The organism is Thalassolituus sp. UBA2590, from assembly GCF_002339775.1.
In the GTDB taxonomy this organism is placed as follows: Bacteria; Pseudomonadota; Gammaproteobacteria; order Pseudomonadales; family Oceanobacteraceae; genus Thalassolituus.
Window position 1 is genome coordinate 1 of record NZ_DDKU01000165.1, and the last position, 24851, is coordinate 24851.

Below are 24851 nucleotides of genomic sequence, written 5' to 3' on the forward strand. Positions count from 1 at the left end.
TTATTGCGGTTCTCAAGGAACTTAGGCGCAATCTGAGGGAACATAGCGTAGGTCAGAGCATCATCGATCTTGTCGGCAGACAGCTCGATACCTTTCTCTGCTGCAAGCTTATCGACATCAGCGATCACTTTATCGAGTTCGTTTTCGATCAGATCAGCCGGACGACAGGTGATGGCTTCTTTGCCATCCAGAACACGAGCCTGAAGCTCAGCGTTCATTGCCGCAGGAGCCGCACCGTATTCGCCTTTCAGGATACCCTGAGTCTCTTTCGAGATAGACTTATAACGCTCGCCTGTCAGAACGTTGAGTACTGCCTGAGTACCAACAATCTGAGACGTTGGAGTAACCAGAGGGATATGCCCCAGGTCTTCACGAACGCGTGGAATTTCTTTCAGAACGTCGTCGAACTTGTCAGACGCACCCTGCTCGCGCAGCTGGTTTTCCATGTTGGTCAGCATGCCACCTGGCACCTGAGCAACGAGGATACGGCTGTCAGTGCCGCGCAGTGCGCCTTCAAACTTAGCGTACTTCTTACGAACGTCGCGGAAGTAAGCAGCAATTTCTTCGATCAGCAACAGATCCAGCCCTGTGTCGCGATCCGTACCCGCCAATGCAGCAACAACAGATTCTGTTGCCGTGTGGCCGTAGGTCATCGACATAGAAGAGATCGCAGTATCAACGCGGTCAATACCCGCTTCGATCGCTTTCAGAATGGTCATGTCAGACATACCCGCTGTCGCGTGTGCGTGCAGCTGAACTTCAAGGTCAGTCTGTGACTTCAGACGAGATACCAGCTCGTAAGCCTGGTACGGCGTCAGGATACCGGCCATATCTTTAATGGCGATGGAATCAGCACCCATATCTTCGATCTGTTTTGCCAGATCAATCCAGGAATCCAGAGTGTGGACCGGACTGGTGGTGTAAGACAGCGTACCCTGCGCATGCTTGCCTTGTTTTTTAACAGCTTTCAATGCTGTCTCAAGGTTGCGCGGGTCGTTCATTGCGTCGAACACACGGAAAACGTCTACGCCATTGGTAGCCGCACGCTCTACAAACTTTTCAACCACGTCGTCAGCGTAATGACGGTAGCCAAGCAGGTTCTGACCACGCAGCAGCATCTGATGCTTGGTCTTTGGCATTGCTTTCTTGAATTCGCGGATACGATCCCATGGATCTTCACCGAGGAAGCGGATGCAGGAGTCAAATGTTGCGCCGCCCCAGGACTCAAGTGACCAATAACCAACCTGGTCGAGTTTTTCAGCAATAGGGAGCATGTCATCGATACGCATGCGGGTCGCCAGAATAGACTGGTGAGCATCACGCAGGACGACGTCGGTAATACCTAATGGTTTCTTAGAATCGGTCATGGATGATGGCCTTTTCTTCCGTAAACGTTGTTAATTAACGTTGAGTTCTTCTTATATCGCGCCTTACTTTTGGCGGGCACGATGCTCTTTTACTGCCGCAGATAATACTTTTAACAACTGCGGATCCACCCCTGTGGTCTGTGGCGCTGGGGCTGGTTTAGCCGCTGGCACTTCTACCTCAGGAGCAATTTTGTTCACAATTCTGGACATGGCTCCAGTAACGAACACCAGCATTGTCAGAAAGACAAATACGACGCCCATACCGAAAATCATCAGCTCCAGACCTTGTGATACGATGCTTGGCTCAGCCATGCAGGCGCTCCTCAAATTGGTCTCTGTGGATCTCTCCGTATCCGTCTGGCAGACACAAAACGTCCTGCCACGGAGTCCGGCAAGCTGCGCTAGAGTACTTAACTTGACCAGCCAAAGCAACCGCCTAAAACGGCCACAGGCCGCTCATGCACTGGTCGGCGGTAGCATATGCGCTGACAGCTCGCGTATACTCGCGCGCCACTCAACAACACTTTCCCCGAGACAGATCAATGTTTACCGGAACCCTGCCTTTCACAGATACTCAGCGCCCTTATATTGCTCTGGCGCCGATGGAAGGCCTGATGGATGGAACATTCCGGGAGCTGCTGACCGCCGTAGGCGGCATTGATCACTGCGTCACAGAGTTCATCCGTGTGACGCAACAAGTGTTTCCATCGAAAGTGTTCTACCGTCTCTGCCCCGAATTACACAACGGCGGGCGCACCCTCGCAGGCACACCAGTCCACGTGCAGCTGCTCGGCAGCGACCCTGAACTCATGGCAGGCAATGCTGCAAAAGCTGCTGAGCTGGGTGCCCTTGCCATTGACCTGAATTTTGGTTGCCCGGCAAAGACTGTCAACCGCAGCCAGGGTGGCGCTGTGTTACTGCAGTATCCAGACCTTCTCAACCGTATCGCCAGTGCAGTTCGCGATGCGGTACCTGAGAACATTCCTGTCAGCGCCAAAATGCGATTAGGTTTTAAGGATAAAAGCCTGGCACTTGAGAATGCATCTGCACTCACCTCAGGAGGGATTCAATGGTTAACGGTGCACGCCCGCACGAAAACAGAAGGGTATAAGCCACCGGCTTACTGGAAATGGATTGCCGACATCAAGCAGGTCGTCGATATTCCGGTACTCGCCAATGGTGAAATCTGGACGCCTGAACAGGCACAACAATGCCAACAGGAAAGTGAATCTGATCTTCTGATGATTGGACGAGGCCTGGTCGCCACCCCGGACTTGGCGCGGGTGATTAAAGAGCCCGATTATAAACCCATGACATGGCAGCAACACCTTGCATTGCTGGAGAAACTATCAGAATCCCTGGAACACTTAACCGATAAGCAGCTCACGGACAGGCTGAAGCAATGGCTGCACTATTTTTCGATGCATTCAGAGACGATTAAATCCGTCTTCGATACAGTAAAGCGCGAACGCTCGAGAGAAGCATTTTTCAGTAAGATAAAACAGGCATCCGAGTCAGGCCTGTAGAGGGCAGTATCCACTTAACGGCACGCTCAATGACCATGCCGACTATCCAGCCAACTGACCTGCCAACGCAGGCCAGTTGGCAGGTCAATTAACAGGATAAAAATCAGGAATTCAGATCTGCCGTCAGATCATTCACGCCAGCTTCTTTTAACAGTGAATCAACCAAAGGTGCCATGGCGCGATGCTTCAGGGCACTATCGACCAAAGCCTCAGGCAAGCTTTGTCCGGCTTCTTTGTCTGCGCTCAGAATACCTTTGTGGCCCCCCTCGCCCAAACCACTGAGCCCATCGATTGATACGATCTTCATACCGTCGATATTCTCCAGAGGCTTGACGCTCTCACGGATAATCATTGGCAGACTCTCGTGCAGGCTCAATACGCGCTTAAGTGCAATCTGTGCTTCGCTGAGGCTGTTCAAAGCCTCATTCATTGCACGCTGACCTTCTGCATCTACAATGTATTTCTCACGGTCAGCTTCAACCCGGACGCGAATCGCATCTGCTTCAGCCTGTGCCTGCAAGCGCAGCGCCTCAGCTTTGTCTTCGGCTGCAAACTTCTCAGCTTCGGCTGATACTTTCACACCCGTCGCCTGGCGTTCGGCTTCTTTCTTAGCTTCGATCAGTTCGATCTCTTTTTCACGTTCTGCAATTTCTACCTGCTTCGCAGTCGTTACTTTCTCTTCCGCTTTTACTGCTTCTGAGCGCGCTACGTTAGCTTCCTGATCAGCCAGCGACTGCTCTTTCGATTTCTGAGCAACGGCGATCGCACGTTCCTGCTGAGCAATTTCCAGAGATTTCTGTTTCTCAATTTCGCGCTCTTCCAGTTGGCGTTCACGCTCAATTTCCTGCTCACGGAGGCGACGCTCTTTCTCAATTTCCAGCAGACGAGTTGTTTGATCCGCTTCAATACGGGATTCATCGACTTCACGCTTTGCAATGATCTCAGCCTGCATTGCGGTACGTTCTTTGTCTGCTCTTTCTTTTGCGATATCCGCTTGCTGCTGTGCTTCGCGATTCTCAATTTCGCGCTGTTGATCCATCTGTGCATAACGGACTTCACGCTGAATTTCGAGACGCTGGCGTTCGGCTTCCAGGTTCTTGGTTTCAATCTGAACTCTGGTCTCCTGCTCTACATCGTTCACCTCTTTACGACGTGCTTCAATGGAGCGGGTCATTCTCGAAAGACCTTCGGCATCGAACACGTTGTCCTGCTGGAAGAATTCACGCGGAGTCTGGTCCAGCCCTGTGAGCGATACAGACTCGAGCTCCAGACCATTCTTTAACAGGTCTTCACTCACGACCTGCTGCACTTTCTGAACGAACTGGCTGCGCTGTTCGTGCAGCTCTGCCATTTCCATTTCAGCTGCTACGGAGCGTAGAGCATCAACAAATTTACCCTCGATCATTTCTTTCAGAGCTTCAGGGTCAAGCGTGCGCGCACCCAGTGTCTGAGCGGCGTTTGCGATCGCATCATTCTCTGGCTTTACACGCAGATAGAATTCAGCCAGAACATCAACACGCATACGATCTTTAGTAATCAGTGCCTGCTGTTCCTTGCGGGATACAGCCAGACGCAAGGTATTCATATTTACCGGAATCACTTCATGAAGTACCGGTAATACCATTGCCCCACCATTGAGAATTACTTTCTGCCCGCCCATACCGGTACGAACAAAAGACCGTTCTTTAGACGCTCGGGTATATAACCGGGAAAAAATAATACCGACCACCAGCAGCGCAACAAACAGCACGACTGAAATAAAAATAATTGAACCAAGATTACTCATTTTTCTTCAATTCCTTATGAGGGATTCACTAATATTTATACCTGCCCCAGATTCGGGTTAGCAGGTTCTATCACTTTAAACGTCGCCCCAGCAGACTCGACCAGGAGTACCTTGTCGCCCTGTTTAAAAACAACGTCTTCCATTGGCTCGACCATGACGTAATGGGTAGTGCCGTGACGATCCTTAAAACGGGCTTCCGCCGGAGAATTCTGACGAGCTTCACCTATGGTGATGACCGCAACGCGACCCACAAAGGTGCTGGAGGAAATAGATTCCGTCTCGTCTTTGAAAACGACTTTAGCTAATACTCCATTGCATCCACGCACCATTGGTAGCGCAGCAACGACTGCCAGGGGCGAAGCAATTAATGCGGGTAACGTAAAGCCCAGGATACTTTCGAGAACTGACTGAAGAACCAACCCGGCAAGCCCAAAAGTAGCGAGAAAGATAACCAGAAGTACTAACGCAGGGACCTGCCCGAAACGAATCCAGCCAAGAAAACTGGTCAGTACCCCTCCCGAACTGATATTCCCGTCAATATCAAACTCAACATCGGGAAGCAGACTGTCTATCGCTTCGGACATACCCGCACCGATGACCGTCAACACGCCTTCAGTCAGAGCAATAATCAGCATCAGCATCAAAGCGACACTGAACGGGAAATTATTATCGGCGAGCAGAAATTCCATTTACGATTCCGACTTAATACGTGCTAGACGTTCTTTAATACGGTTACTGCGCGACAGTGATTCCAGCTCGGCTAACTTAGCAGCATCCTGATTTCCACTGACGCCCGGTGCACCGGCATTATTCATCACACGGTTAAACGCTGCCGTAGCTTTCTCTACACGGCGGGAGGGTTCGCTACTACCTGGAACACCGGGTTCACCAGAAGCCTGCGCTTCTGCTTTCCGGTACTCTTCCTTCGCTTCTTCCATTTCACGCTTTTTCGCCTGCAGAGCCTGAATGTAAGAATTCAGTTCAACAATTTCAGCATCGGCATCAGTAATTGATTTCTCAACCACCGGAAGCATGGCCTCTATGTCCATCTGACGAGCGATCGCTGCTTCTGCAAGGTCATCGCGACCTTCGTTGACGGCAATTTCAATCTGCTCCTGAAGCTCAACATGGCGGGCGTTATCTTTATTCAGAGACTGGCTGCTGAGATAACGGGCCGCTTCTGTCTTGCCTAGCTGCTGCCTGACTTCTTCAATGGCTTCGTCAATTTCGCGGATCGTCTGCTCCATTACCATAACGGGTGCGACATTCTCCAACGAATCGATCAGGGTATTCGCGGATGCTGCTACCAGGCGCCCGATTCTTGCGATGTATCCTTCCGGCATAATGTATTCCTCAGTGTGTCGTTAATCTATTCAGTCAGAGTTTCAATCAAATGAAGAAGCCGCTGTTTACGGTCGACATCGACGTCTTCAAGACGATTAGCATGTTCAGATATCAGAGCAGGTAGCAGTTGCTTAACCAATTGCTCAGCTACAGGGAGTAATCTCTGCTCCAGGTTTCTCAGAAAGGCATCATCACGCATCGTGGCCTGTACGCAAGCTGCGGTCTCTGCTACCCCAGCGAGCAGGGCTTCACAAACATCACTGCGTGATTCAGGGTCAGATTTACATTCTGCAAGGATGGGCGCTGCTACTTCTGAAGACGACAAATAGGCTCGGGTAAAACTTTCGGAGCCGACCTGCTCCCGAGCCATACGAATAAGCTCGCGTACTTTTTCACTCTGGGTGACAGCACCATTTTGCTCAATACGCATAAGATACGCGTAATCTTCCGGAGACAGTCTGACGCTGATGGATTGGGATTTATTGAGCACCCTACTCTCCTTGAGGTTGGCTTTCCTTGTTTGCATACAAATGTATACACCCTTAGAGGTATCGGTCAAGCACTTTCGTGATAGCGAACACCTATCGGGATAATGGATAAGATCAAATATGATAATGATTCTCAAGTGCTATTCTAAAGTTCTTAAAGCAACCTACAGCGAGATCAGCCTCATGACTAAGACTATCAGCTTTGCCATTATGCACTTCGCCATTGCCTTTTCTGTGGCCTACGCCTTAAGCGGCAGCTTTATTGTTGGTGGGGCAATCGCTATCGTGGAGCCCGCCATTAACACGGTCGGATATTACTTCCACGAAAAGATATGGGCTCGCCGTCACATCGCGGCTCAGGCCTTTGATGTTGACCGGAATGCGGCTGCTATGTTCAAAGCCTGATACCCTGACTATCCGTAATCGTTAACCATGGCCTTCAGATGACACCCAGCATTTCCTTGTTTGCAGACGTACAGAACATTTATTACACCTGCCGGCAGGAATTCGGGCGTCACTTTAATTACCGGGCGTTGTGGGATGAGCTGATAAAGGGCCGTGAACTTCATACCGCCGTCGCGTATGCAATTGATCGTGGCGATGCCGGGCAGATGAACTTCCAGCGCATATTGAAAGACATTGGCTTTCACGTGCGCCTGAAGCCTTATATTCATCGACGCGACGGCTCAGCCAAAGGCGACTGGGACGTCGGTATTACCATCGACCTGCTGGATGCCGCTCCGTCGTCAGATATCATCGTGTTGTTATCTGGTGACGGAGATTTTGATCTGGCGCTGAAACGTGCCCGAAGAGACGGTGCGCAATGCTGGGTCGTCGGCGTGGAGGCTCTTACGGCCAAGTCTCTGATCGACGCTGCAGACCGATTTATCCCCATTACAGAGGCGCACCTGTTACCTTCACGGTGATGAATAATACCCGGTTTAACTTTCAGCCAGGACGACCACTCGCAGTGGGGCCGGATAGCCCTCCGCGGTTTTATTGCGATCTTCCGGATCGAGAAAATCAGGCAACGAATTAAAGCGCATCCAGTCAGTGCTGCGTTGCTCATCCAAAGACGTCTGATTCAAATCTACGACCCTGGGGTTCTTTAAACCCGCGCGACGACACCATAAAAGCAGTGTTTCCACAGAAGGCAAAAACCAGACGTTACGCATCATGGCATACCGGTCTTCGGGCATCAGTACTTCACCCAGCTCACCATCTATCACCAGAGTTTCGAGTACCAGTTGGCCACCCGGGCGCAATGTATCCCGTAATTCCTGCAAGTGATCAATCGGGGATTTCCGGTGATACAGCACCCCCATAGAGAAGGTGGTATCAAACGCGCGTAGTCGTGGTGGCACGTCTTCCATACGTAGCGGCAGGAGATCGATGCTTAACGTCCCATGGGCGCGTTCTGCGTAGCGTTTGTACGCCTGAAACTGCATTAAAAACAGGCGTGACGGATCAATACCAATCACCCGCCCGGCACCGTCTCCCAGCATGCGCCACATGTGGTAGCCAGAACCACAGCCGACATCGAGAATATTGCGCCCTTTTATGGGGGCAAGATGCGGAGCCACCCGATCCCATTTCCAATCTGACCGCCATTCGGTATCGACGTAGGTATCAAAGAAGCGGAATGGGCCTTTACGCCACGGCATCAGGCCGCGCAGCCCCTGCTCCACAGCATCGCGCTGTGCATCATCAAGCTGAGTTTTGGTCAACGCAAGATCATAGGATGTGAGGTCACACGCTTCTGGTGTAATCGCTGGGAGGCTATCCAGCGCCTCCAGCCATCTCGCCTGGTCGCCGTGTTCTTTATCATGAAGAAACGTCTGTAACTGTTCGCGCAGAATATTGCCCCACGGGCTGAATTTCCCTTCACAGAGAAACACGTGAACATCATCAAACCATGGCAGCAAAGAATTGTCGGCGGCAGTCATTTTTTATCGATTTATTTAGCTATTTATTTAACTATTTATTTAACAGCGAGGTAAGAAACAAAATTAAAACACTGATACCAGCGGATTACCTGAGAGAAACCAGCTGCTTTCAGTCGGTCACGATGCACTTCTTCAGTTTCAGGAATCAGTACGTTTTCGATGGCACTGCGCTTCTGTGCTATCTCAAGATCTGAATAGCCGTTAGCACGCTTAAAGTCATGGTGCAGAGTATCCTGAATGCACTGCTCACTGTCTGAAAATGCTATTTTTTCAGACAGAATAAGTGCGCCGCCGTCACAGCTAGCCTCTGCAATACGCGAGAGAAGACTCAGACGTTTTTCAGGCTCAATAAACTGCAGAACAAAATTAAGTGCAGTTACTGACGCGTTTTCTATCGGATAATCACAAATATCGGCGCAGACCAGGTCAACCTCTGGACCTTCATCGTCCAGAGCGAGGTAATGCCCAGCGCGTTCCAGCATAGACTGTGAATTATCAATACCGATGATTCTGCAATCGCTGTTCTTCAGTGCATGACGCATGGCCAGAGTCACCGCCCCCAGAGAACAGCCCAGGTCATATAAGTTCGTCCCCGGCTGTGCGTATCTCGCTGCAATAATGCCCGACATCGCCACGGTCTCAGCGTATCCGGGTACCGAGCGTTTGATCATATCCGGGAAAACACGGGCGACTGCGCTGTTAAACTCAAAGTCGGCTACCGATTCATGCGGCCGGGTATAAATATCGTCTCTTTCGCTCATGAGTCTGACGTCTCTTTCTCTGAAGGTGCCGAAGTCAGGGAGAAGTTCTCCTCTCCAGAACCAAAACCAGAACCAGAACCAGACTGACGACCTGACTCTTTAAACTCTGGTTTGATCGACTCTAAAGCCTGAGCCTCATGCAACTCATGTTCAGCATTTGCTTCTTCTACCAGCGATTTTGCCATTTCCTTCTTAGCCCGGACGCCTAGCTTACGGAACTGGTCCGCCTGATTAATCAGGTTTCCGCGTCCGCCTTTGAGTGCTTTCCAGGTGTCGTCGTAGGTACTCTGAACTGTGTTGATCTGACGTCCCATGGTTTCCATCCGCTCAGCAACAATCACCAGCTTGTCATAGATCTTACCGGCCTGGTCGGCGAGTTTTTCGGTGCTTTTATTACGTCGCTCAATTGCCCAGATACTGGCTACCGTGCGCAAAGTTGCCAGCAGAGTTGTCGGCGTCACCACAACAATCCGACGCTCAAACGCTTCATTAAACAGAGTATCGTCCTGCTCGAATGCAGCCATAAACGCAGGCTCTACCGGCATAAAGAGAAACACAAAATCCGGCGAGTTCAGACCTTCGAGTTGTTGATAAGCTTTTTCGCTCAGAGTGCGGATATGCTGTCGGATGGCCTCAACATGCTGGCGCGCATACTGCGAACGCTCGGCGTCCGTTTCGGCATTGACCATATCGGTATAGGCATTCAGCGAGACTTTAGAATCGACAATAATGTGTTTATCGTCCGGTAGATTAATAATGACATCCGGGCGATAGCGCTTACCCTGGTCGTCATTGAGTGACTGCTCGCGAACAAACTCTTCGCCTTCACGCAATCCGGATTTTTCCAGCACCGTTTCCAGTACAAGCTCGCCCCAGTTACCCTGCTTTTTCTTTTCACCGCGCAGCGCGGTTGTCAGAGCGTGCGCTTCTGCACTCATCTGCTGATTCAGCTTATGCAGTTCGCCGATCTGTGCTTGCAAGGACGCACGGTCTTTAGCGTCGGATACATACACGTCCTCTACTTTTTTCTTCAGTCCTTCGAGCTGTTCGCGGAAAGGATTCAACAAGGCATTAATGCCCTGCCGACTCTGCTCACTGAACTGCTTGGTTTTCTGCTCAAAGATTTTTTGTGACAGATTTTCAAACTCTTTTAGCAGCTGCTCACGTGACTCATTAATAACCGCAAGCTTTTCATCGGCGCTGCGCTGTTCCTGCTGCCGGGCCTCCTGCTCGGTCGCCAGTCGCGACTGCATATCACTGAGTTGCATCTGGAGCTGTAATGACTTCGAATCCAACTCCGATATGCGATTATTCAGTAGCGCCTCCTGACGAACTAACGCAGCGAGTTTTTCCTGTTCTCTGGCCAGCGCGAGCCCCGAATCATTGGCACGGGCTTCTGCTTCCTGACGCGCCGACCGTTCAGCATTGAGCTGATCAGCCAGCAAGGACTTTTCTTCGCGCAGGCGCTCTGCGTCCGCCGTCAATTGCTGAACCTGCAGCGCTGACGCTTCTTTGTCTGACGCTGCTTTACGCTCACGCAACAACCAGCCCAAAGCAAATGTAGCAGGAACAAAAGCTGTTATTAATGCAGCGAGTAACGGTGAACCTGAAAGAAATTGGAGAGATTCGGTCATGATTTACCTAAACAAGTAATTCGCTCAATGAGTCGACCACCAGATCCGGAGCGCTGTTACGGATATCGTCGCCATGATTGTATCCGTAGGTCACTGCGACCGTCGCAACGCCTACCGCTTTCGCTGCGGCAATATCATGGCGGGAGTCACCAATCATGATGGTTTGAGAAGGCTTAATTCCCGTTTCCTTACAGGCATGCAGAACCGGAACAGGCGATGGCTTCTTTTCAGCGAGGTCATCGCCGCAAAGCAGAAAAGCAAAGTATGTTTGCCAGCCCAGAGAACGAATCAGGGGCTCAGTAAACAGACGCGGTTTATTCGTCACCAATACTTTTCTGGCTTCAATGGTCTGCAGAAACGTATCCACACCGTCAAACGCGCCGGTCGCGTGATGAAGACATTTCAGGTACGCGTCATCGAAATACTGTCGCGCGGTCGATACCTGATCAGCATCAAGCGCTAATGCGGCGTCTTCGTTTCCTTCTGCGAGCGCACGACGCACCAACATATCCGCACCGTTACCTACCCAATCTGCAACCTGTTGAGGACCCGCCACCTTACGACCCAGTGCCACCAGCATATTGTCGGTTGCTGCTGCCAGATCAGGCACGCTGTCGATCAGAGTGCCATCCAGATCAAGCAGTACCAGCTGCGGCTGACCATCGCCTGTCAGAGCGCAGACGTCTGCATTGAACATGGATCAGCTGCCCGCTTTGGCGATTTCCGCACGCATGTCGTCAATGACGGTTTTGTAATCTGGTGCATTAAAGATCGCAGAACCGGCAACGAACATATCCGCCCCAGCGGCGTATATTTCACCAATATTGTCGACCTTCACACCACCATCGATCTCGAGGCGGATGTCGTAGCCTGACTCGTCAATCTTTTTACGTGCTTCGCGCAACTTGTCCAGCGTCGCAGGAATAAAAGACTGACCACCAAACCCTGGGTTAACTGACATCAGCAAGACAACATCGAGCTTGTCCATGACGTAGTCCATGTAATGCAACGGCGTTGCCGGGTTAAATACCAGACCCGCTTTACAGCCGGCGGATTTAATCAACTGCAGGCTACGGTCAATATGGTCTGAAGCTTCAGGGTGGAAGGTGATGTAGGTCGCTCCCGCTTCGGCGAAATCCGCGATCATGCGATCAACCGGGCTGACCATCAGGTGAACATCAATGGGCGCGATCACGCCATGATTACGCAGAGCCTTACACACCATAGGGCCAATCGTAAGATTCGGAACGTAGTGGTTATCCATCACATCGAAATGAACGACATCGGCACCGGCTGCCAGAACGTTGTCGACTTCTTCACCTAAGCGGGCAAAGTCGGCGGACAGGATAGACGGGGCAATCAGACATTCCTTCATGGGCTTGGATTCCAGGGGGCAGTGAATTTGGCGTTATTGTACGTGCTCTCCCTCTCCTATGCCATTTACCAGGCCATTTCCTGTGCCATCCGGCCCTCGTACCATTCTGTATTGGGGAACGGTTCTTGCTGTTGTTCATGTATGTCCTTGATTCGCGATATTTCTGACGCTATGAAACCAATGTTTGCCTGTTGCTTTGCCACTTGCCTACTCCTGATTGCCGTCTCGTTGCCGGCGTTCAGTGAAGAGGAAGAGAATGAAAGTACTCCGCCGGAGGAAACGGCAGAACAGGCAACGGATGAGTCCGGAAGTCCTGCCCCCGTCGCACCTGTCCGGGCGGTCCCTTACCCCGACTCAGAACGACACCAGAGCATCATTGAGCACCTGGCGCTGTTTCAACGTTCGGATGAGGTTGTGACCCTCGTCGCCGGACCCGACTCTTTTCATGGACTATTCCTACGGGAACAAAGCGGTAGGCCACAGGGTGGCGCACTGATACTTCACGACATCGAACAACATGCTCACTGGCCCGAACTGGTTGCGCCACTGCGGGAGGCACTGACTGACTATGGCTGGACCACGCTGGCAATTGAACTGCCAACCGCACCAGTGGAGCGGCTGCCTGTGCGTATACCCACAGAGCCCGAGGCCCCGCCCTCTGAAGAGGACAGCACTGAAGAAAACACGGAAGAAACTGCACAAGAATCCGATGCTGAGCCAGATCAGGAACCGGCCGAGAACCTTGCTACCGAAGAAACGGATGTGGAAGAAGCCGCATCACAAGCGCCTTCTCAGGACGGGACTTCTCAGGACGATACGCCTGCTGCTGAAACCACCCCAGGGCTGACTGCTGAAGAGAAGCGCAAAGCCTACACCGAAGGCATTGCCGGGCGCATTCGCTCCGGCCTGGGTTATCTGGCCAGCCGCGGCCAGCTGAACAATGTCGTTATCGCTCATGGTGACAGTGCCGTATGGGCTGCGAATGCCGTACAGACCCGACAACGTGAGACTGAAAACTCAAACGGTCTGGTATTGGTTCTGGTTGATCCGAGAGAACACCCTCTGAGCCCTCTGCGTCTCTCTCAGGTTCTGGAAACGCTGGAAGTTCCCGTGCTCGATATCCTTACCGCAGAGGCGAGGTCCTCTTCATGGCAGGACAAACAGAGAATGGGCGCAATGAAGCGTCGCCATCACGACCGTTATCAACAAATTCACCTCAGCAGTGCCTCTGCCGACAGCAATACCGTACTTCGAAGGATAAGAGGCTGGCTGCGAACAAATGCTGCAGGGACAGAACTACCCTAATTCAGAATCTATTCTAAGCTTAGTGGGAATACCCACCTGATGGAGAGAGATTGTGGCCGCGCCAGTATTCATAATTGCAGCCAGCGTATCCGCCGAGTTGCACCAGGCAATGATAGAAGCCAGAGGTCTGGCCCTGACAGCAAAGAATGCCAGGGCGCTGGCGGTTCGTGCCGGGAGTAAGACTGTTGGCTTCCGTGCGATCACGGATTTTATTGAAGAACTCGCCAGTGCCATTATCTCGCAATCGAGGGTGATCAATCATCACGCTGAGAAACTATCGACTCAGGCCGTAACAGCCTGGCATTCGGATAACGCCATGGCACATTTTCGCTGGGTTGAAGCCCAGAAGCCGGAGCACCTTGCTTCTATCCGCCCGCATATTAATCAATGCGATAAGCAACTCGACGCACTGAATCACGAACTCCAGATCGGTCTCAGAGACCTGATTGGCCAGATCGATGAGAGTTACAAACACATTCGAACTGCAAACCTGATTGCAACCTCCAGCCACGTAGAAGCGGCTACCGCGGGCGATTTCCGTGAACAGCTTGAGGTAATTGCCGACAACATCCGTAAAACAGCAGACCGGATTGCAGCCCATCTTAATCGCGCTAACAGTCTGCTCAGCCAGAACCACAGGGAAAGGAAAATAGCATGCTAGCCACCGTTTTGTATGAAGATGGCGATCACCGCTGGATTATGTTCGCGCGTGATCCAGGTAAGCCAGATGGCATCATTGATACCAACCAATACCTGATTCAAAGCGGGAACGAGGCCATTCTCCTTGATCCCGGTGGTATTGAGCTGTTCGCTCCTATGCTGTCCTCCGTGCTGAAGTACGTCCCGGCCGAGGGCATCACTAAATTGTTCGCCTCTCATCAGGATCCTGACATTATTTCATCTCTCGGGCTCTGGGATCAGGCTCTACCGAATGCGGAACTCTATTCTCCATGGTTATGGGAAAGTTTTATTCGCCACTTTGGTATGAACAACATCACGTATAAAGCGATTCCTGATGAAGGCATGACAATTACGCTCGGGCGTATTCAGCTGCAATTCATTCCCGCGCACTACCTGCATTCCTCAGGTAATTTTCATGTATGGGATGCTAAAGCCGGCATTCTGATGAGCGGTGACGTCGGTGCCGCCCTCGAAGAACCCGGTGCCCCGCTGTGGGTAGACAGCATGGAGCGGCACGGTCCGAAAATGAAAAAATTTCACCAGCGCTGGATGCCCTCCGATGCCGCTAAACACGACTGGATCCGTCGGGTAAGTGCACTCGATATCAAGATCATGGCGCCCCAGCATGGCCGCTTGTTCAAGCCACCACACGTTGCTGACTTCCTGCGCTGGTTCGAGCAACTGCCCGTCGGTGTCGCCATCAAAGGCTAATCCCTGATAAATAATACTCCCGGGAGCCTGACTCGCTCCCGTTACCTCTTCTGTTACTGCTCCCGTTAAACGAGTCGCCGTGATAGCATGCCTGCGAATTTTCTCTGGAACACCGCGCATGGATCTCCCTATATTTCAGATCGACGCTTTTACTCTGAAAAACTCAAGTGCCCTGAGTGGCAATCCGGCAGCTGTTGTTCCGCTTGATGACTGGCTGGACGATCGCCAGATGCAGGAAGTTGCTGCCGAGAACAACCTCTCCGAAACGACATTCTTTGTTAAACAGGAAGACGGCACCTATCACTTACGCTGGTTCACGCCGACCAGCGAAGTCGATTTATGTGGGCACGCAACGCTGGCGACAGCCCATGTGATCCATCAGATTCTGGGGGATACACGAGAACAACTTCCCATGACCTGCCAGGCGGGTGATATATCGGTCACCGTGCTGAGTAAAAAGTCTCCTGTCCGCTATTGTCTTGAGTTTCCAGAGCGTGCGCCGGAGGCGGTCACGGGCAAACGGTTACTGAACAAGGTCAGTAAAATACTCAACACGGAAGTCATTGAGCTCCTGCAGTCCCGTGACCTCATCGCCGTTCTGAAGGATGAGAAAGCAGTGCAGGACTGCACACCCGACTTCGCTGCTCTCGCCGAGCTGGATTGCTTTGCTCTGGCCATCACCGCACCAGCCCAGCACGGTCGCATTGATTTCGTCAGCCGCTTCTTTGCACCGCGGCAGGGGATTAACGAAGATCCTGTAACCGGCTCTTCTTTTTGCTCGCTGGCCCCACTTTGGGCCGAAAAACTCGGAAAGAACCGCCTGCAGGCCCGACAGATATCTCAGCGAGGCGGCCAACTCAGCCTCGACCTGAAAGATAGCCGGGTCAGGATCACGGGAACCACCTACCACTACATGCAGGGCGTTATTCGCATACCCGACTGACAAGTCAGTGCACCAGCTCGTCAAAACCAGCTAAACTCTGAGCTATGGTTTCAAATACGATTCTACCTCCCGTCTTTGTTCCTCCCGTTCAGGATAATGAACGGGGGGAGACTTCTGCGCGCAGACAAAGCACGCAGACTATTGACGAGCGAGAAAATAGCAGAAAGGTAGAATATATCCCGGCAATACCGGATGAAGCCGATCTTGAGGCCATGGCAAACAGCCTTCAGCGTGAAAAACCAGCCGGACCAACCTCAGCCTATGGTGAGGTCGCGGCTATGTCAGTAGAAGAGAATCGAGGCCGACTGCTCGACCTGTACATCTGATGCGGTACTACTGCGCTGACACAGGATCAATCCTGTAACTGCCCTGAGCAGAATCTCCCCAGCCCATGTCCGCATTAAGTGAATCTGCGATATGACGTACTGAAATATCCGTCATCAGTAGTCCTTCGTCCAGCATCGATGCTTCGATAAGCTTTTTGCGCAACCGGACTTCAAGAGTTCCACTTTCGTCAAAATGCCCCCGACTATGGATATGAGTCACCAGATTACCTGTCTTATCGAGCAAACGAGCCGATACGACAACCACCCCAGGCTCGAATACCTCAGCCATAATAGGGATCAACCACTCGTCCCCCTCGCTTGAGATATTACCGACGCCCTTGATCAGCACTTTGGGATTGAAGAGTTCAATGTCGACCGTGGACTCAATCGGTAAACGTTCTGGTGCCTTGAGAGTCAGAACGAGGGTCAACTGATCCGGCCAGCCTGCTTCAGGGGTAATCATTGCACTGCCAACGGTGCCGTTACCCGTGGTGATCCATTCAGGCGTTGCCTCAGCGATGTAATTTCCCTGACGGGTTGTCACTGCCAAAGACATGTGTGAGCCCCTTGGCGGCTCACCAGACTCAGGGGCGAACTGCATCCGTGCAGCGATCTGCTGATTCCGGCGGAACCTGTACTTGAGCACCTGCAAGGTCAGGCTGCCAGTCATTTCATCGGTACGAATCCGCTCTGTATACGTTACAGGTTTCAAGGCCCTGGACCAGATATCTCCACCAATATCCGTCAGGTCAGCCTCACCCGCTGCCGAGGGAGGCAATGCAGACAGGACACGAATAGACTGATGTTGATCTGAGGACAACAGCTCAGGTGAAAGGAACTGCATAGTGAGCGCAATCAGCGCCCCCGGTAGCAACAGGATGCCACCAAGTAACCAGGGTTTTGACGAGTTTTTCATGCCGGTACGAACCAGATTGTTATTGTTGTGCCTTCGAACAATCGAAGAGACATGATAGACAGCTATATAAGTGTAGTAGCACATCTGGCCTTAACGCAAAAATCACGAACGCAATTATAAAGCTTGTCGCACTGTGTTCGCATTCAGCATCGGATAAACCAGAACGCCACGCGTACACACTAACACCTTAACCGTGGCACGTCATGCCATTGCCATGCGCATTCGAATAGCGTGGAATATTGGGTTGAGCAATGGAATTAAAACGAAGAAAAACAGGACACGATAATGACAATGAAAAAGTATGTGCCTGCAGCTCTGGCTGCATTAGTGGCACTGGGGGCTAACCCTGCACAGGCTGGGCAATACGTCGTAACCACCAGAGTCGCGCAAGACGATGCCGGGGAACGCTTTCAGAAGTGGTTCCCTGAGATGGCCGTTAAACGCCGCATGGCAGACCGTCGCCGCTGGGTAATTAATCTGCCTGACCACAACACCCGCCTGATCGAAGCGCTGCAGCGCTACAACCTGATTGAAGCCGTAGAGCCGGATATACAGGTTCAGGCCAACCTGGTACCGAACGACCCGTACCTCAGTCAGCAATGAGGACTATTCAGTGCTGCGGCAGGTATTAATGCCCAGGACGCCTGGGATATCACTCTGGGTGCCGGTGCAGTGATCGCGGTCGCAGACACAGGTTATGTCCCTCACCCCGATCTGAACGACAACCTTCTCCCCGGCTACGACATGATCAGTAGCTCAAGCAGCGCACGGGATGGCAATGGTCGTGATAGCAATGCGATTGACGAAGGAGACTACACCACTTTCTGGACCTGTGGTTATTCCAGCAACTCATCATGGCATGGATCTCATGTCGCCGGTATTGCCAACGCTTCTGCTGATGATGGTCTAGGAATCACTGGCGTAGCGCCTCAGGCTAAACATGTTCCGGTACGCGTTCTGGGCACCTGTGGCGGATCACTCTCTGATATCGCCGATGGTGTGCAGTGGGCGGCTGGCCTGCCTGTTGCTGGCTTGCCAACAAACAACAACCCGGCAGATGTTATCAATATGTCTCTAGGCGGTGCGGGCAGCTGCCCGGGCTTTATGCAGGATGCCATTAATGCAGCCACTGCGGCAGGAGCCGTGGTGGTCGTGGCAGCCGGTAATGAAAACACCGACGCGTCAGGTTCAGTTCCTGCGAACTGTAATAATGTTATCACCGTCGCCTCCGTTGGCGTCGACGGTAGCCGGGCGAGCTACTCTAACTATGGCAATGTTGTTGATATCGCAGCACCTGGTGGTGGCAACGGTGATGGCATCCTCAGTACTGTTGATAGTGGATCGCAGGGACGTGCAGGCGCGGCTTACGCAAAATATCAGGGCACATCAATGGCAGCGCCTCAGGTGGCGGGGGTTGTTGCCCTGCTTCGCTCAGCCAATCCATCCCTCACGCCTCAGGCCATTGAAGATGTTCTGAAGGATACGGCTCGTCCTTTCATTGGAAACTGTGATGGCTGCGGCACGGGTCTGGTAGATGCTTATGCGGCCTTACTGGCCGTGACCGATGGTGAACCTACCGATCCGACGGATCCGACCGACCCAACGGACCCGGTAGATCCAGACCCCATTATTGAAACAATCACCTATGGCGGTGCTACCAATGTCACGCTCAATGACGCAAGTCGTTACTGGTGGTTCTTCACCCGCGAAGGGGTTTCAAGGGTCTCCCTGAATGTTGGCAATAGTGGTGAAAACGGGCAGGTAAACGTTGTAATCAATCACAGTAACCACAACGAGCTGAGTGTAACGCTGACAGCGCCGGATGGTACGCAAACAGCCATGAGCCGTACCTCGGTGGCTGGCACTGCCGGGCAGTATGCTACGACCACTAACGGTATCAGCGGCACTTATACTCTGACCGTCGTCGACCGCACTCCGGGTAACCGGGGCAGCCTGAATTACTTCGCTGCTTCTCAGGATGAAGTGCAGTAATCACATAATCTTCGCATAAAAAAAGCCGCTCAATTGAGCGGCTTTTTTCAGACGTTCAGCAGAACTTACTGCTCAACACCTTTCATGGTCAGCTTCACACGGCCTTTCGGATCAACGTCCATGACGTGAACCTTAACGGTCTGGCCTTCACTCAGGTAGTCAGACACGTTTTCAACACGCTCTTCACTGATCTGAGAGATGTGCAGCAGGCCATCTTTGCCTGGCAGTACGGTGATGAACGCACCGAAATCAACGATCTTGCTGACTTTACCTTCGTAGGTAACGCCAACTTCGATATCCGCAGTGATGCCTTCAATCATGTTAACCGCTGCATCTGCGCTGGCTTTGTCAGTCGCGAAGATCTTGATCTCGCCGTCGTCGTTGATATCAACAGAAGCACCAGTCTTCTCGGTGATGTCACGGATAGTCGCGCCACCCTTACCAATCACGTCGCGGATCTTGTCAGAGGCGATCTTCATAGTAGACATGGTCGGAGCGTTCTCAGACAGCTCTTTACGAGGCTCTGCGATCACTTTGTTCATGTCGTTCAGGATGCTCAGACGTGCAGCCTTGGCTTTTTCCAGAGCGATTTCCATGATCTGCTCAGTGATACCCTCGATCTTGATATCCATCTGCAGCGCAGTGATACCTTCGTCAGTACCAGCAACTTTGAAGTCCATGTCGCCGAGATGGTCTTCATCACCCAGAATGTCGGTCAGTACAGCGAACTGCTCGCCTTCTTTAACCAGACCCATAGCGATACCGGCAACAGGGGCTTTGATCGGCACACCTGCATCCATCAGCGCCAGAGATGCGCCACACACAGACGCCATAGAAGACGAACCGTTAGATTCAGTGATCTCAGATACAACACGGATGGTGTATGGGAATTCGTCCTGAGTCGGCATCATTGCCTGAACACCGCGGCGGGCCAGACGACCGTGACCAATCTCACGACGACCTGGAGAACCCATACGACCCGCTTCACCCACAGAGAATGGAGGGAAGTTATAGTGGAACAGGAACGGATCGGTTGTCAGACCGTGCAGGAAGTCGATCATCTGTGCGTCACGGGCAGAACCCAGTGTAGTCGCAACAATCGCCTGAGTTTCACCACGGGTGAAGATCGCAGAACCGTGAGTCGTCTTCAGAACGCCAGTTTCGATGGTCAGCGGACGTACGGTGTCGTTGTCACGACCGTCGATACGTGGCTGGCCTTCGATAACGCGGTTACGAACCACTTCGTACTTCAGTTCGCCAACCATCTCGGCGATCTCGTCAGCGGTGAAGCCTTCTTCGCCTTCAGCCGCTGCCAGTTTTTCAACGGCTGCCTTTTTAACTTCGTCCAGCTTAGCGTAACGAGCCATCTTGTCTGAGATGGTGTAAGCCTCACCAATGCCAGCCGCAGCTTCTTCTTTAACAGCGTTGTACAGCGCTTCGTTACGGGCTTCCGCAGTCCAGTCCCAACGCTCAACACCCAGCTCAGCAGTCCACTCGCTGATCGCAGTGATCGCGCTCTGGAAAGATGAGTGTGCGAACAGTACCGCACCCAGCATTTCATCTTCGGTCAGCTCGTCTGCTTCTGATTCAACCATCAGAACGGCGTCTTTAGTACCCGCCACAACCATGTCCAGCAGAGATTCTTCGAGCTGCGCATCAGTTGGATTCAGCATGTAACCGTCTTCGTCAGTGAAACCAACGCGGGCTGCACCGATAGGACCGTTGAAAGGTACACCAGACACTGCCAGCGCCGCAGATACAGCGATCATTGCACAGATATCCGGATCAACACCCTTTTCAGAGGCCATTACAGTAGGAATTACCTGAACTTCGTTCAGGAAGCCTTCCGGGAACAGAGGACGGATAGGACGGTCGATCAGACGAGAAGTCAGAGTTTCTTTCTCAGAAGGACGACCTTCACGCTTCAGGTAGCCACCAGGGATACGGCCAGCAGCGTACATTTTTTCCTGATAGTGAACAGACAGCGGGAAGAAATCCTGGCCCGGCTTAGTAGTTTTGGCGGCTACAACAGTCGCCAGAACCTGAGTTTTACCGATAGTCGCGAGAACGGCACCATCTGCCTGACGGGCGATACGACCAGTTTCGAGAGTGACGGTCTGGCCGCCGAATTCGAAGGTTTTTGTCTTAGCAACAGGGATATTGCTCATTCAGTCTTTCCTTAAATGTATACAGTAAATTCCCTACGTCACTGCCGGTGCTTCTAAGCATTGACCTTCTATCGATACGACCCGAAAGAAGATAAATGGTTAGAAGCACCACCGTGGATTACTTGATACACGGGGTTGGCACCACAGCTTGCGCAGGATGGTCTTAATTTACAGAGTCAGAGAAGCACAAAAAATAAGAGCCGCACTTGGCGACCCTTATCTTGCTGTCTTAGCGACGCAGACCCAGCTTCTTGATCAGCTCAAGGTAGCGGTTTGCATCTTTGCCTTTCAGGTAGTCCAGCAGCTTACGACGCTGGTTAACCATGCGAATCAGGCCGCGACGTGAATGGTGATCCTTCTTGTTCGATTTGAAGTGACCCTGCAGACCATTAATGTTGTAAGTCAGCAGTGCAACCTGAACTTCAGGAGAACCAGTGTCGCCTTCAGCGGTCTGGAATTCTTTTACGATTTCGGCTTTCTTTTCAGCAGACAGTGCCATGTTCTTTACTCCGTCTAATGTGCAAAAAATCACATCACCACCGTGCACATTTACAGTGGTATGCGGTGTCACTTATGTGACGGTTAAATCTTTTCAGGCCAGATCTGGCAGGCTCACCTGCATCAGTCTCTGTGACCGGATGGCGCCGTTCTCAACCCGGCCAATGCCAAGCAGAATACGAACCCCAGATTCAACGGCCCATAATTGTACAGAAGGGTTATCCGTTAAGCCAGTCTTAATCGCCTGTCCTTGCAGTAACCGTGCGGCTTCGGCGAGGGTTAGTGACACTTCCGGCCAGGTCTCTGGCAAGGCGGTTTCAGGAGGCATTAACAGTGCGTCCAGGGCACCTTTGTCTTCGCCACCCTGCTCAACGATCTGCTCCAGCTCTTCAAGCGTATGAGACATGGCTTCGTCGTATGGCCCGGAATGCGTGCGGTGAAGGTCCTGAACGAAGGCACCACAACCCAGAGCTTCGCCGATATCTTCCACTAAAGTGCGGATATAGGTGCCCTTGGAACAACGCACACTCAAGCTAAGTGAATCCGGAGTGTAGCTGCTGAGGGTCAATTCGTGGATACGGATAACGCGACGCTTCTTTTCAGCGACAGCGCGCATTTCTTCCTGCGACATCCCCTGACGTGCCAGCTCATAGAGCGGCTTACCATCCATCTTGAGCGCGGAAAACATCGGCGGCACCTGTTCGACGTCACCACGAAACCGGCTGAGCACAGTTTCGATTGTTTCAGTATTCAGCTCGGGGACCGGACGCTCCTGCAGAATCTCGCCTTCTTTATCCCCGGTACTGCGCACCTGCCCCAGCACTCCGCGAGTGTCGTAGCCTTTATCTGAATCGAGCAGTAACTGTGAGAACTTGGTGGCTTCACCTAAGCAGATGGGTAGGACACCGGTGGCCTCAGGGTCCAGCGCCCCCGTGTGCCCTGCTTTGTTGGCGTTATACAGGCGCTTTACGCGTTGCAGAACCTGATTGGAACTGAGCCCAAGCGGTTTATTCACCACCAGGATGCCGGAAATATCCCGGCCCTTCTTTCTACGCGCCATATCAGTCCTGACGGTCGTCCCCGTCATTCGCAGCATCGCCTGGATGACGCGCGTCATCTGCTGCACGTGCCTGTTTAATCAGGCCCGTCAGGTGATGACCACGTTCTAGCGTCTCGTCGTAATGGAAACGCAGCTGTGGCGTAACACGTGTGGTCAGAATTCTGGCCAGCTGAGAACGCAGGTAGCCTGCGGCTTCGTTCAGAATCTTGCTGGTGTTGGCACGAATCTCGGCGTCGGTTTCGCCCTTTGCACCCATCACGGTGAAGTAGATGTCGGCATAACCGAGGTCTTTCGCGACCTTGACCGAATTCAGGGTCACCATACCCAGCTTCGGATTTTTCATTTCAAACTGGATCATCTGCGCAACTTCGCGCTGGATCTGCTCCCCAAGACGGGAAGTACGGCTGAAATCTTTAGGCATTTTTATCTCTCTGAGGCCAGCTTTCCGGCCTGGTAAATGCGGGTTCCGGGCATCGCCCAGAGACACCAAAGCCCGGCATGGCCGGGCTCTGGTCTATGGTTCACACACTCGTAATTACAGAGTACGTGCAACCTCTTTCACATCGAAGACTTCAATCTGATCGCCTGGGCGAACGTCCTGATAGTTCTTCACACCGATACCGCACTCTGTGCTCTGGCGAACTTCCTGAACGTCGTCTTTGAAGCGACGCAGGGATTCAAGTTCACCTTCATAGATCACCACGTTTTCACGCAGTACGCGGATCTTCTTGTTGCGGTAAATCGTACCTTCGGTCACCATACAGCCAGCAATTTGACCAAACTTAGGCGACTTGAATACGTCACGTACTTCAGCAATACCGACGATCTCTTCACGCAGCTCAGGCGCCAGCAGACCAGCCATTGCCTGTTTCACGTCATCAATCAGATCGTAAATAACGCTGTAGTAGCGCATATCCACATCGTTGTTCTCGACAACTTTCTTCGCTGCGTTATCGGCACGGACGTTGAAGCCAAAGAGTACCGCACCAGCAGCGACGGCCAGTGTTGCGTCAGTTTCGGTGATACCACCAACACCTGAGGCAACAACGTTTACTTTCACTTCGTCAGTTGCGAGTTTCTGCAGTGAAGACACGATAGCTTCGAGCGAACCACGTACATCAGTCTTAACAACCACGTTCAGAGCAGCGACTTCACCCTCTGCCATACCGGCAAACAGTGCATCCAGTTTCGCGGCCTGCTGACGCTGCTGAAGCTGTTCTTTCAGCTTGGTTTCACGGAACTCAGCAACTTCACGCGCTTTCTTCTCGTTCTCGACAACCATGAAGTTGTCACCAGCATCCGGGGTGCCATTCAAGCCGAGGATCTCTACTGGAATAGACGGACCTGCAGAGTCAGTCTGCTTACCGTTTTCATCCAGCAGCGCACGAGCGCGACCGTAACAGGTACCAGCCAGAACAACGTCGCCCTTCTTCAGAGTACCGTTCTGAACGAGCAGAGTTGCAACCGGACCACGACCTTTATCCAGACGTGACTCAACCACTACACCCTGACCCGGGCCATCGAAGTGCGCTTTCAGCTCAAGCAGTTCAGCTTGTAGAAGTACCGCTTCGAGGAGTGTCTCGATGCCCATACCCGTTTTTGCAGAGACAGGGATAAACGGAACGTCACCGCCCCAGTCTTCCGGAATAACATCGCGTGCTGACAGTTCGTTTTTAACACGATCCGGATCAACACCTTCTTTATCCATCTTATTAACAGCAACAACCAGAGGTACACCCGCTGACTTAGCGTGCTGAACGGCTTCTTCGGTCTGCGGCATCACGCCATCATCGGCTGCAACCACCAGAATTACGACGTCTGTTGCCTGAGCACCACGTGCACGCATCGAGGTAAACGCCGCGTGTCCCGGTGTATCCAGGAAAGAGACCATGCCATGGTCAGTTTCAACGTGATACGCACCAATGTGCTGAGTAATACCACCCGCTTCGCCTGACGCTACGCGTGAGCTACGGATGTAATCCAGCAGTGACGTTTTACCGTGGTCAACGTGACCCATTACAGTA

The 24851-nt window shown here is 52.2% G+C and carries 26 protein-coding genes; 9 read left to right on the top strand and 17 right to left on the bottom strand.

Annotated features, from left to right (window positions below; genetic code table 11):
- Both oadA and B2067_RS13870 read right to left on the bottom strand, forming a co-directional pair.
- Window positions 1-1367, bottom strand: a 1367-nt coding sequence (gene oadA / locus B2067_RS13865) for a sodium-extruding oxaloacetate decarboxylase subunit alpha (RefSeq protein ID WP_301388844.1), incomplete at its 3' end; no start/stop codon positions are given.
- Between the two features lie 63 nt (window positions 1368-1430).
- A complete protein-coding gene (locus tag B2067_RS13870; RefSeq protein ID WP_076513536.1) occupies window positions 1431-1679 on the bottom strand; it encodes an OadG family protein in 249 nt (82 codons plus the stop codon).
- Between the two features lie 230 nt (window positions 1680-1909).
- Here B2067_RS13870 and B2067_RS13875 point away from each other — a divergent pair, with 230 nt between their 5' ends.
- Window positions 1910-2893 carry a tRNA dihydrouridine synthase gene (locus tag B2067_RS13875; RefSeq protein ID WP_301388845.1) on the top strand — a complete coding sequence of 328 codons (984 nt, stop codon included), beginning with the start codon at window positions 1910-1912 and terminating at the stop codon, window positions 2891-2893.
- Between the two features lie 103 nt (window positions 2894-2996).
- Here B2067_RS13875 and B2067_RS13880 read toward each other — a convergent pair whose 3' ends face one another.
- The 4 genes from B2067_RS13880 to B2067_RS13895 are packed head-to-tail and all read right to left on the bottom strand — an operon-like array spanning window position 2997 to window position 6513.
- On the bottom strand, window positions 2997-4679 hold the full coding sequence (locus tag B2067_RS13880) for a flotillin domain-containing protein (protein ID WP_301388846.1): 1683 nt from the start codon (window positions 4677-4679) through the stop codon (window positions 2997-2999).
- A gap of 35 nt (window positions 4680-4714) precedes the next feature.
- On the bottom strand, window positions 4715-5368 hold the full coding sequence (locus tag B2067_RS13885) for a YqiJ family protein (RefSeq protein WP_301377078.1): 654 nt from the start codon (window positions 5366-5368) through the stop codon (window positions 4715-4717).
- Complete coding sequence (locus B2067_RS13890) at window positions 5369-6022, bottom strand: PspA/IM30 family protein (protein ID WP_301388847.1); 654 nt, start codon at window positions 6020-6022, stop codon at window positions 5369-5371.
- Between the two features lie 26 nt (window positions 6023-6048).
- Complete coding sequence (locus tag B2067_RS13895; RefSeq protein ID WP_301388848.1) at window positions 6049-6513, bottom strand: hypothetical protein; 465 nt, start codon at window positions 6511-6513, stop codon at window positions 6049-6051.
- A 118-nt stretch (window positions 6514-6631) separates the two neighbouring features.
- Here B2067_RS13895 and B2067_RS13900 point away from each other — a divergent pair, with 118 nt between their 5' ends.
- Entirely contained in the window at window positions 6632-6916 is a 285-nt protein-coding gene (locus B2067_RS13900; protein ID WP_349676815.1) for a DUF2061 domain-containing protein, read from the top strand.
- A gap of 38 nt (window positions 6917-6954) precedes the next feature.
- A complete protein-coding gene (locus B2067_RS13905; protein ID WP_301388849.1) occupies window positions 6955-7437 on the top strand; it encodes an NYN domain-containing protein in 483 nt (160 codons plus the stop codon).
- Window positions 7438-7452: 15 nt separating this feature from the next.
- Here the strand turns inward: B2067_RS13905 and cmoB are convergent, their stop codons facing one another.
- The 5 genes from cmoB to rpe are packed head-to-tail and all read right to left on the bottom strand — an operon-like array spanning window position 7453 to window position 12227.
- Window positions 7453-8457 (bottom strand): tRNA 5-methoxyuridine(34)/uridine 5-oxyacetic acid(34) synthase CmoB, encoded by a 1005-nt coding sequence (cmoB, locus tag B2067_RS13910; RefSeq protein ID WP_301388850.1) that lies wholly within the window; start codon window positions 8455-8457, stop codon window positions 7453-7455.
- A 35-nt stretch (window positions 8458-8492) separates the two neighbouring features.
- A complete protein-coding gene (cmoA, locus tag B2067_RS13915; protein WP_301388851.1) occupies window positions 8493-9218 on the bottom strand; it encodes a carboxy-S-adenosyl-L-methionine synthase CmoA in 726 nt (241 codons plus the stop codon).
- Window positions 9215-10852, bottom strand: a complete 1638-nt coding sequence (rmuC, locus tag B2067_RS13920; RefSeq protein WP_301388852.1) for a DNA recombination protein RmuC — start codon at window positions 10850-10852, stop codon at window positions 9215-9217. Before rmuC ends, cmoA begins: the two co-directional genes overlap by 4 nt.
- A 7-nt stretch (window positions 10853-10859) precedes the next feature.
- The gene (locus B2067_RS13925) at window positions 10860-11549 is read right to left on the bottom strand and encodes a phosphoglycolate phosphatase (RefSeq protein ID WP_301388853.1); all 690 of its coding nucleotides are present in this window, start codon (window positions 11547-11549) and stop codon (window positions 10860-10862) included.
- A 3-nt stretch (window positions 11550-11552) separates the two neighbouring features.
- Window positions 11553-12227: a ribulose-phosphate 3-epimerase gene (gene rpe / locus B2067_RS13930; RefSeq protein ID WP_301377090.1), complete on the bottom strand. Its 675-nt coding sequence runs from the start codon at window positions 12225-12227 to the stop codon at window positions 11553-11555.
- 141 nt (window positions 12228-12368) lie between these two features.
- Between rpe and B2067_RS13935 the strand changes: the two genes are divergently transcribed.
- The 4 genes from B2067_RS13935 to B2067_RS13950 all read left to right on the top strand — a co-directional run bounded on the left by B2067_RS13935 (window position 12369) and on the right by B2067_RS13950 (window position 15867).
- Window positions 12369-13532, top strand: coding sequence for a DUF3530 family protein (locus B2067_RS13935; RefSeq protein ID WP_301377092.1), 1164 nt, complete (start codon window positions 12369-12371; stop codon window positions 13530-13532).
- 52 nt (window positions 13533-13584) lie between these two features.
- The gene (locus B2067_RS13940; RefSeq protein WP_076513501.1) at window positions 13585-14193 is read left to right on the top strand and encodes a hypothetical protein; all 609 of its coding nucleotides are present in this window, start codon (window positions 13585-13587) and stop codon (window positions 14191-14193) included.
- Entirely contained in the window at window positions 14187-14924 is a 738-nt protein-coding gene (locus B2067_RS13945) for an MBL fold metallo-hydrolase (protein WP_068443201.1), read from the top strand. Before B2067_RS13940 ends, B2067_RS13945 begins: the two co-directional genes overlap by 7 nt.
- 118 nt (window positions 14925-15042) lie before the next feature.
- A complete protein-coding gene (locus B2067_RS13950) occupies window positions 15043-15867 on the top strand; it encodes a PhzF family phenazine biosynthesis protein (RefSeq protein ID WP_301388854.1) in 825 nt (274 codons plus the stop codon).
- Between the two features lie 333 nt (window positions 15868-16200).
- Here the strand turns inward: B2067_RS13950 and B2067_RS13955 are convergent, their stop codons facing one another.
- Window positions 16201-17109 (bottom strand): hypothetical protein, encoded by a 909-nt coding sequence (locus tag B2067_RS13955; protein ID WP_297530382.1) that lies wholly within the window; start codon window positions 17107-17109, stop codon window positions 16201-16203.
- Window positions 17110-17394: 285 nt separating this feature from the next.
- Here B2067_RS13955 and B2067_RS13960 point away from each other — a divergent pair, with 285 nt between their 5' ends.
- Together B2067_RS13960 and B2067_RS13965 are read left to right on the top strand one after the other, a co-directional pair.
- The gene (locus B2067_RS13960; RefSeq protein ID WP_301388855.1) at window positions 17395-17712 is read left to right on the top strand and encodes a hypothetical protein; all 318 of its coding nucleotides are present in this window, start codon (window positions 17395-17397) and stop codon (window positions 17710-17712) included.
- 69 nt (window positions 17713-17781) lie between these two features.
- Complete coding sequence (locus tag B2067_RS13965) at window positions 17782-19101, top strand: S8 family serine peptidase (protein WP_301388856.1); 1320 nt, start codon at window positions 17782-17784, stop codon at window positions 19099-19101.
- Window positions 19102-19166: 65 nt separating this feature from the next.
- Here the strand turns inward: B2067_RS13965 and pnp are convergent, their stop codons facing one another.
- From pnp to infB, 5 genes are all read right to left on the bottom strand, one after another.
- On the bottom strand, window positions 19167-21269 hold the full coding sequence (gene pnp / locus B2067_RS13970; protein ID WP_297530386.1) for a polyribonucleotide nucleotidyltransferase: 2103 nt from the start codon (window positions 21267-21269) through the stop codon (window positions 19167-19169).
- Window positions 21270-21498: 229 nt separating this feature from the next.
- Window positions 21499-21768, bottom strand: a complete 270-nt coding sequence (rpsO, locus tag B2067_RS13975) for a 30S ribosomal protein S15 (protein WP_076513482.1) — start codon at window positions 21766-21768, stop codon at window positions 21499-21501.
- A gap of 93 nt (window positions 21769-21861) precedes the next feature.
- Complete coding sequence (gene truB, locus B2067_RS13980) at window positions 21862-22827, bottom strand: tRNA pseudouridine(55) synthase TruB (protein ID WP_301377099.1); 966 nt, start codon at window positions 22825-22827, stop codon at window positions 21862-21864.
- A 1-nt stretch (window position 22828) separates the two neighbouring features.
- A complete protein-coding gene (gene rbfA / locus B2067_RS13985; RefSeq protein ID WP_301377101.1) occupies window positions 22829-23248 on the bottom strand; it encodes a 30S ribosome-binding factor RbfA in 420 nt (139 codons plus the stop codon).
- 114 nt (window positions 23249-23362) lie between these two features.
- Window positions 23363-24851, bottom strand: a 1489-nt coding sequence (gene infB / locus B2067_RS13990; RefSeq protein ID WP_301388857.1) for a translation initiation factor IF-2, incomplete at its 5' end; no start/stop codon positions are given.

Coding starts and splice junctions, on each gene's coding strand:
- B2067_RS13870 (WP_076513536.1), bottom strand. CDS start 1,679: ATGGCTGAGCCAAGCATCGTATCACAAGGTCTGGAGCTGATGATTTTC.
- B2067_RS13875 (WP_301388845.1), top strand. CDS start 1,910: ATGTTTACCGGAACCCTGCCTTTCACAGATACTCAGCGCCCTTATATT.
- B2067_RS13880 (WP_301388846.1), bottom strand. CDS start 4,679: ATGAGTAATCTTGGTTCAATTATTTTTATTTCAGTCGTGCTGTTTGTT.
- B2067_RS13885 (WP_301377078.1), bottom strand. CDS start 5,368: ATGGAATTTCTGCTCGCCGATAATAATTTCCCGTTCAGTGTCGCTTTG.
- B2067_RS13890 (WP_301388847.1), bottom strand. CDS start 6,022: ATGCCGGAAGGATACATCGCAAGAATCGGGCGCCTGGTAGCAGCATCC.
- B2067_RS13900 (WP_349676815.1), top strand. CDS start 6,632: ATGATAATGATTCTCAAGTGCTATTCTAAAGTTCTTAAAGCAACCTAC.
- B2067_RS13905 (WP_301388849.1), top strand. CDS start 6,955: ATGACACCCAGCATTTCCTTGTTTGCAGACGTACAGAACATTTATTAC.
- cmoB (WP_301388850.1), bottom strand. CDS start 8,457: ATGACTGCCGCCGACAATTCTTTGCTGCCATGGTTTGATGATGTTCAC.
- cmoA (WP_301388851.1), bottom strand. CDS start 9,218: ATGAGCGAAAGAGACGATATTTATACCCGGCCGCATGAATCGGTAGCC.
- rmuC (WP_301388852.1), bottom strand. CDS start 10,852: ATGACCGAATCTCTCCAATTTCTTTCAGGTTCACCGTTACTCGCTGCA.
- B2067_RS13925 (WP_301388853.1), bottom strand. CDS start 11,549: ATGTTCAATGCAGACGTCTGCGCTCTGACAGGCGATGGTCAGCCGCAG.
- rpe (WP_301377090.1), bottom strand. CDS start 12,227: ATGAAGGAATGTCTGATTGCCCCGTCTATCCTGTCCGCCGACTTTGCC.
- B2067_RS13935 (WP_301377092.1), top strand. CDS start 12,369: ATGTCCTTGATTCGCGATATTTCTGACGCTATGAAACCAATGTTTGCC.
- B2067_RS13945 (WP_068443201.1), top strand. CDS start 14,187: ATGCTAGCCACCGTTTTGTATGAAGATGGCGATCACCGCTGGATTATG.
- B2067_RS13950 (WP_301388854.1), top strand. CDS start 15,043: ATGGATCTCCCTATATTTCAGATCGACGCTTTTACTCTGAAAAACTCA.
- B2067_RS13955 (WP_297530382.1), bottom strand. CDS start 17,109: ATGAAAAACTCGTCAAAACCCTGGTTACTTGGTGGCATCCTGTTGCTA.
- B2067_RS13960 (WP_301388855.1), top strand. CDS start 17,395: ATGACAATGAAAAAGTATGTGCCTGCAGCTCTGGCTGCATTAGTGGCA.
- pnp (WP_297530386.1), bottom strand. CDS start 21,269: ATGAGCAATATCCCTGTTGCTAAGACAAAAACCTTCGAATTCGGCGGC.
- rpsO (WP_076513482.1), bottom strand. CDS start 21,768: ATGGCACTGTCTGCTGAAAAGAAAGCCGAAATCGTAAAAGAATTCCAG.
- truB (WP_301377099.1), bottom strand. CDS start 22,827: ATGGCGCGTAGAAAGAAGGGCCGGGATATTTCCGGCATCCTGGTGGTG.
- rbfA (WP_301377101.1), bottom strand. CDS start 23,248: ATGCCTAAAGATTTCAGCCGTACTTCCCGTCTTGGGGAGCAGATCCAG.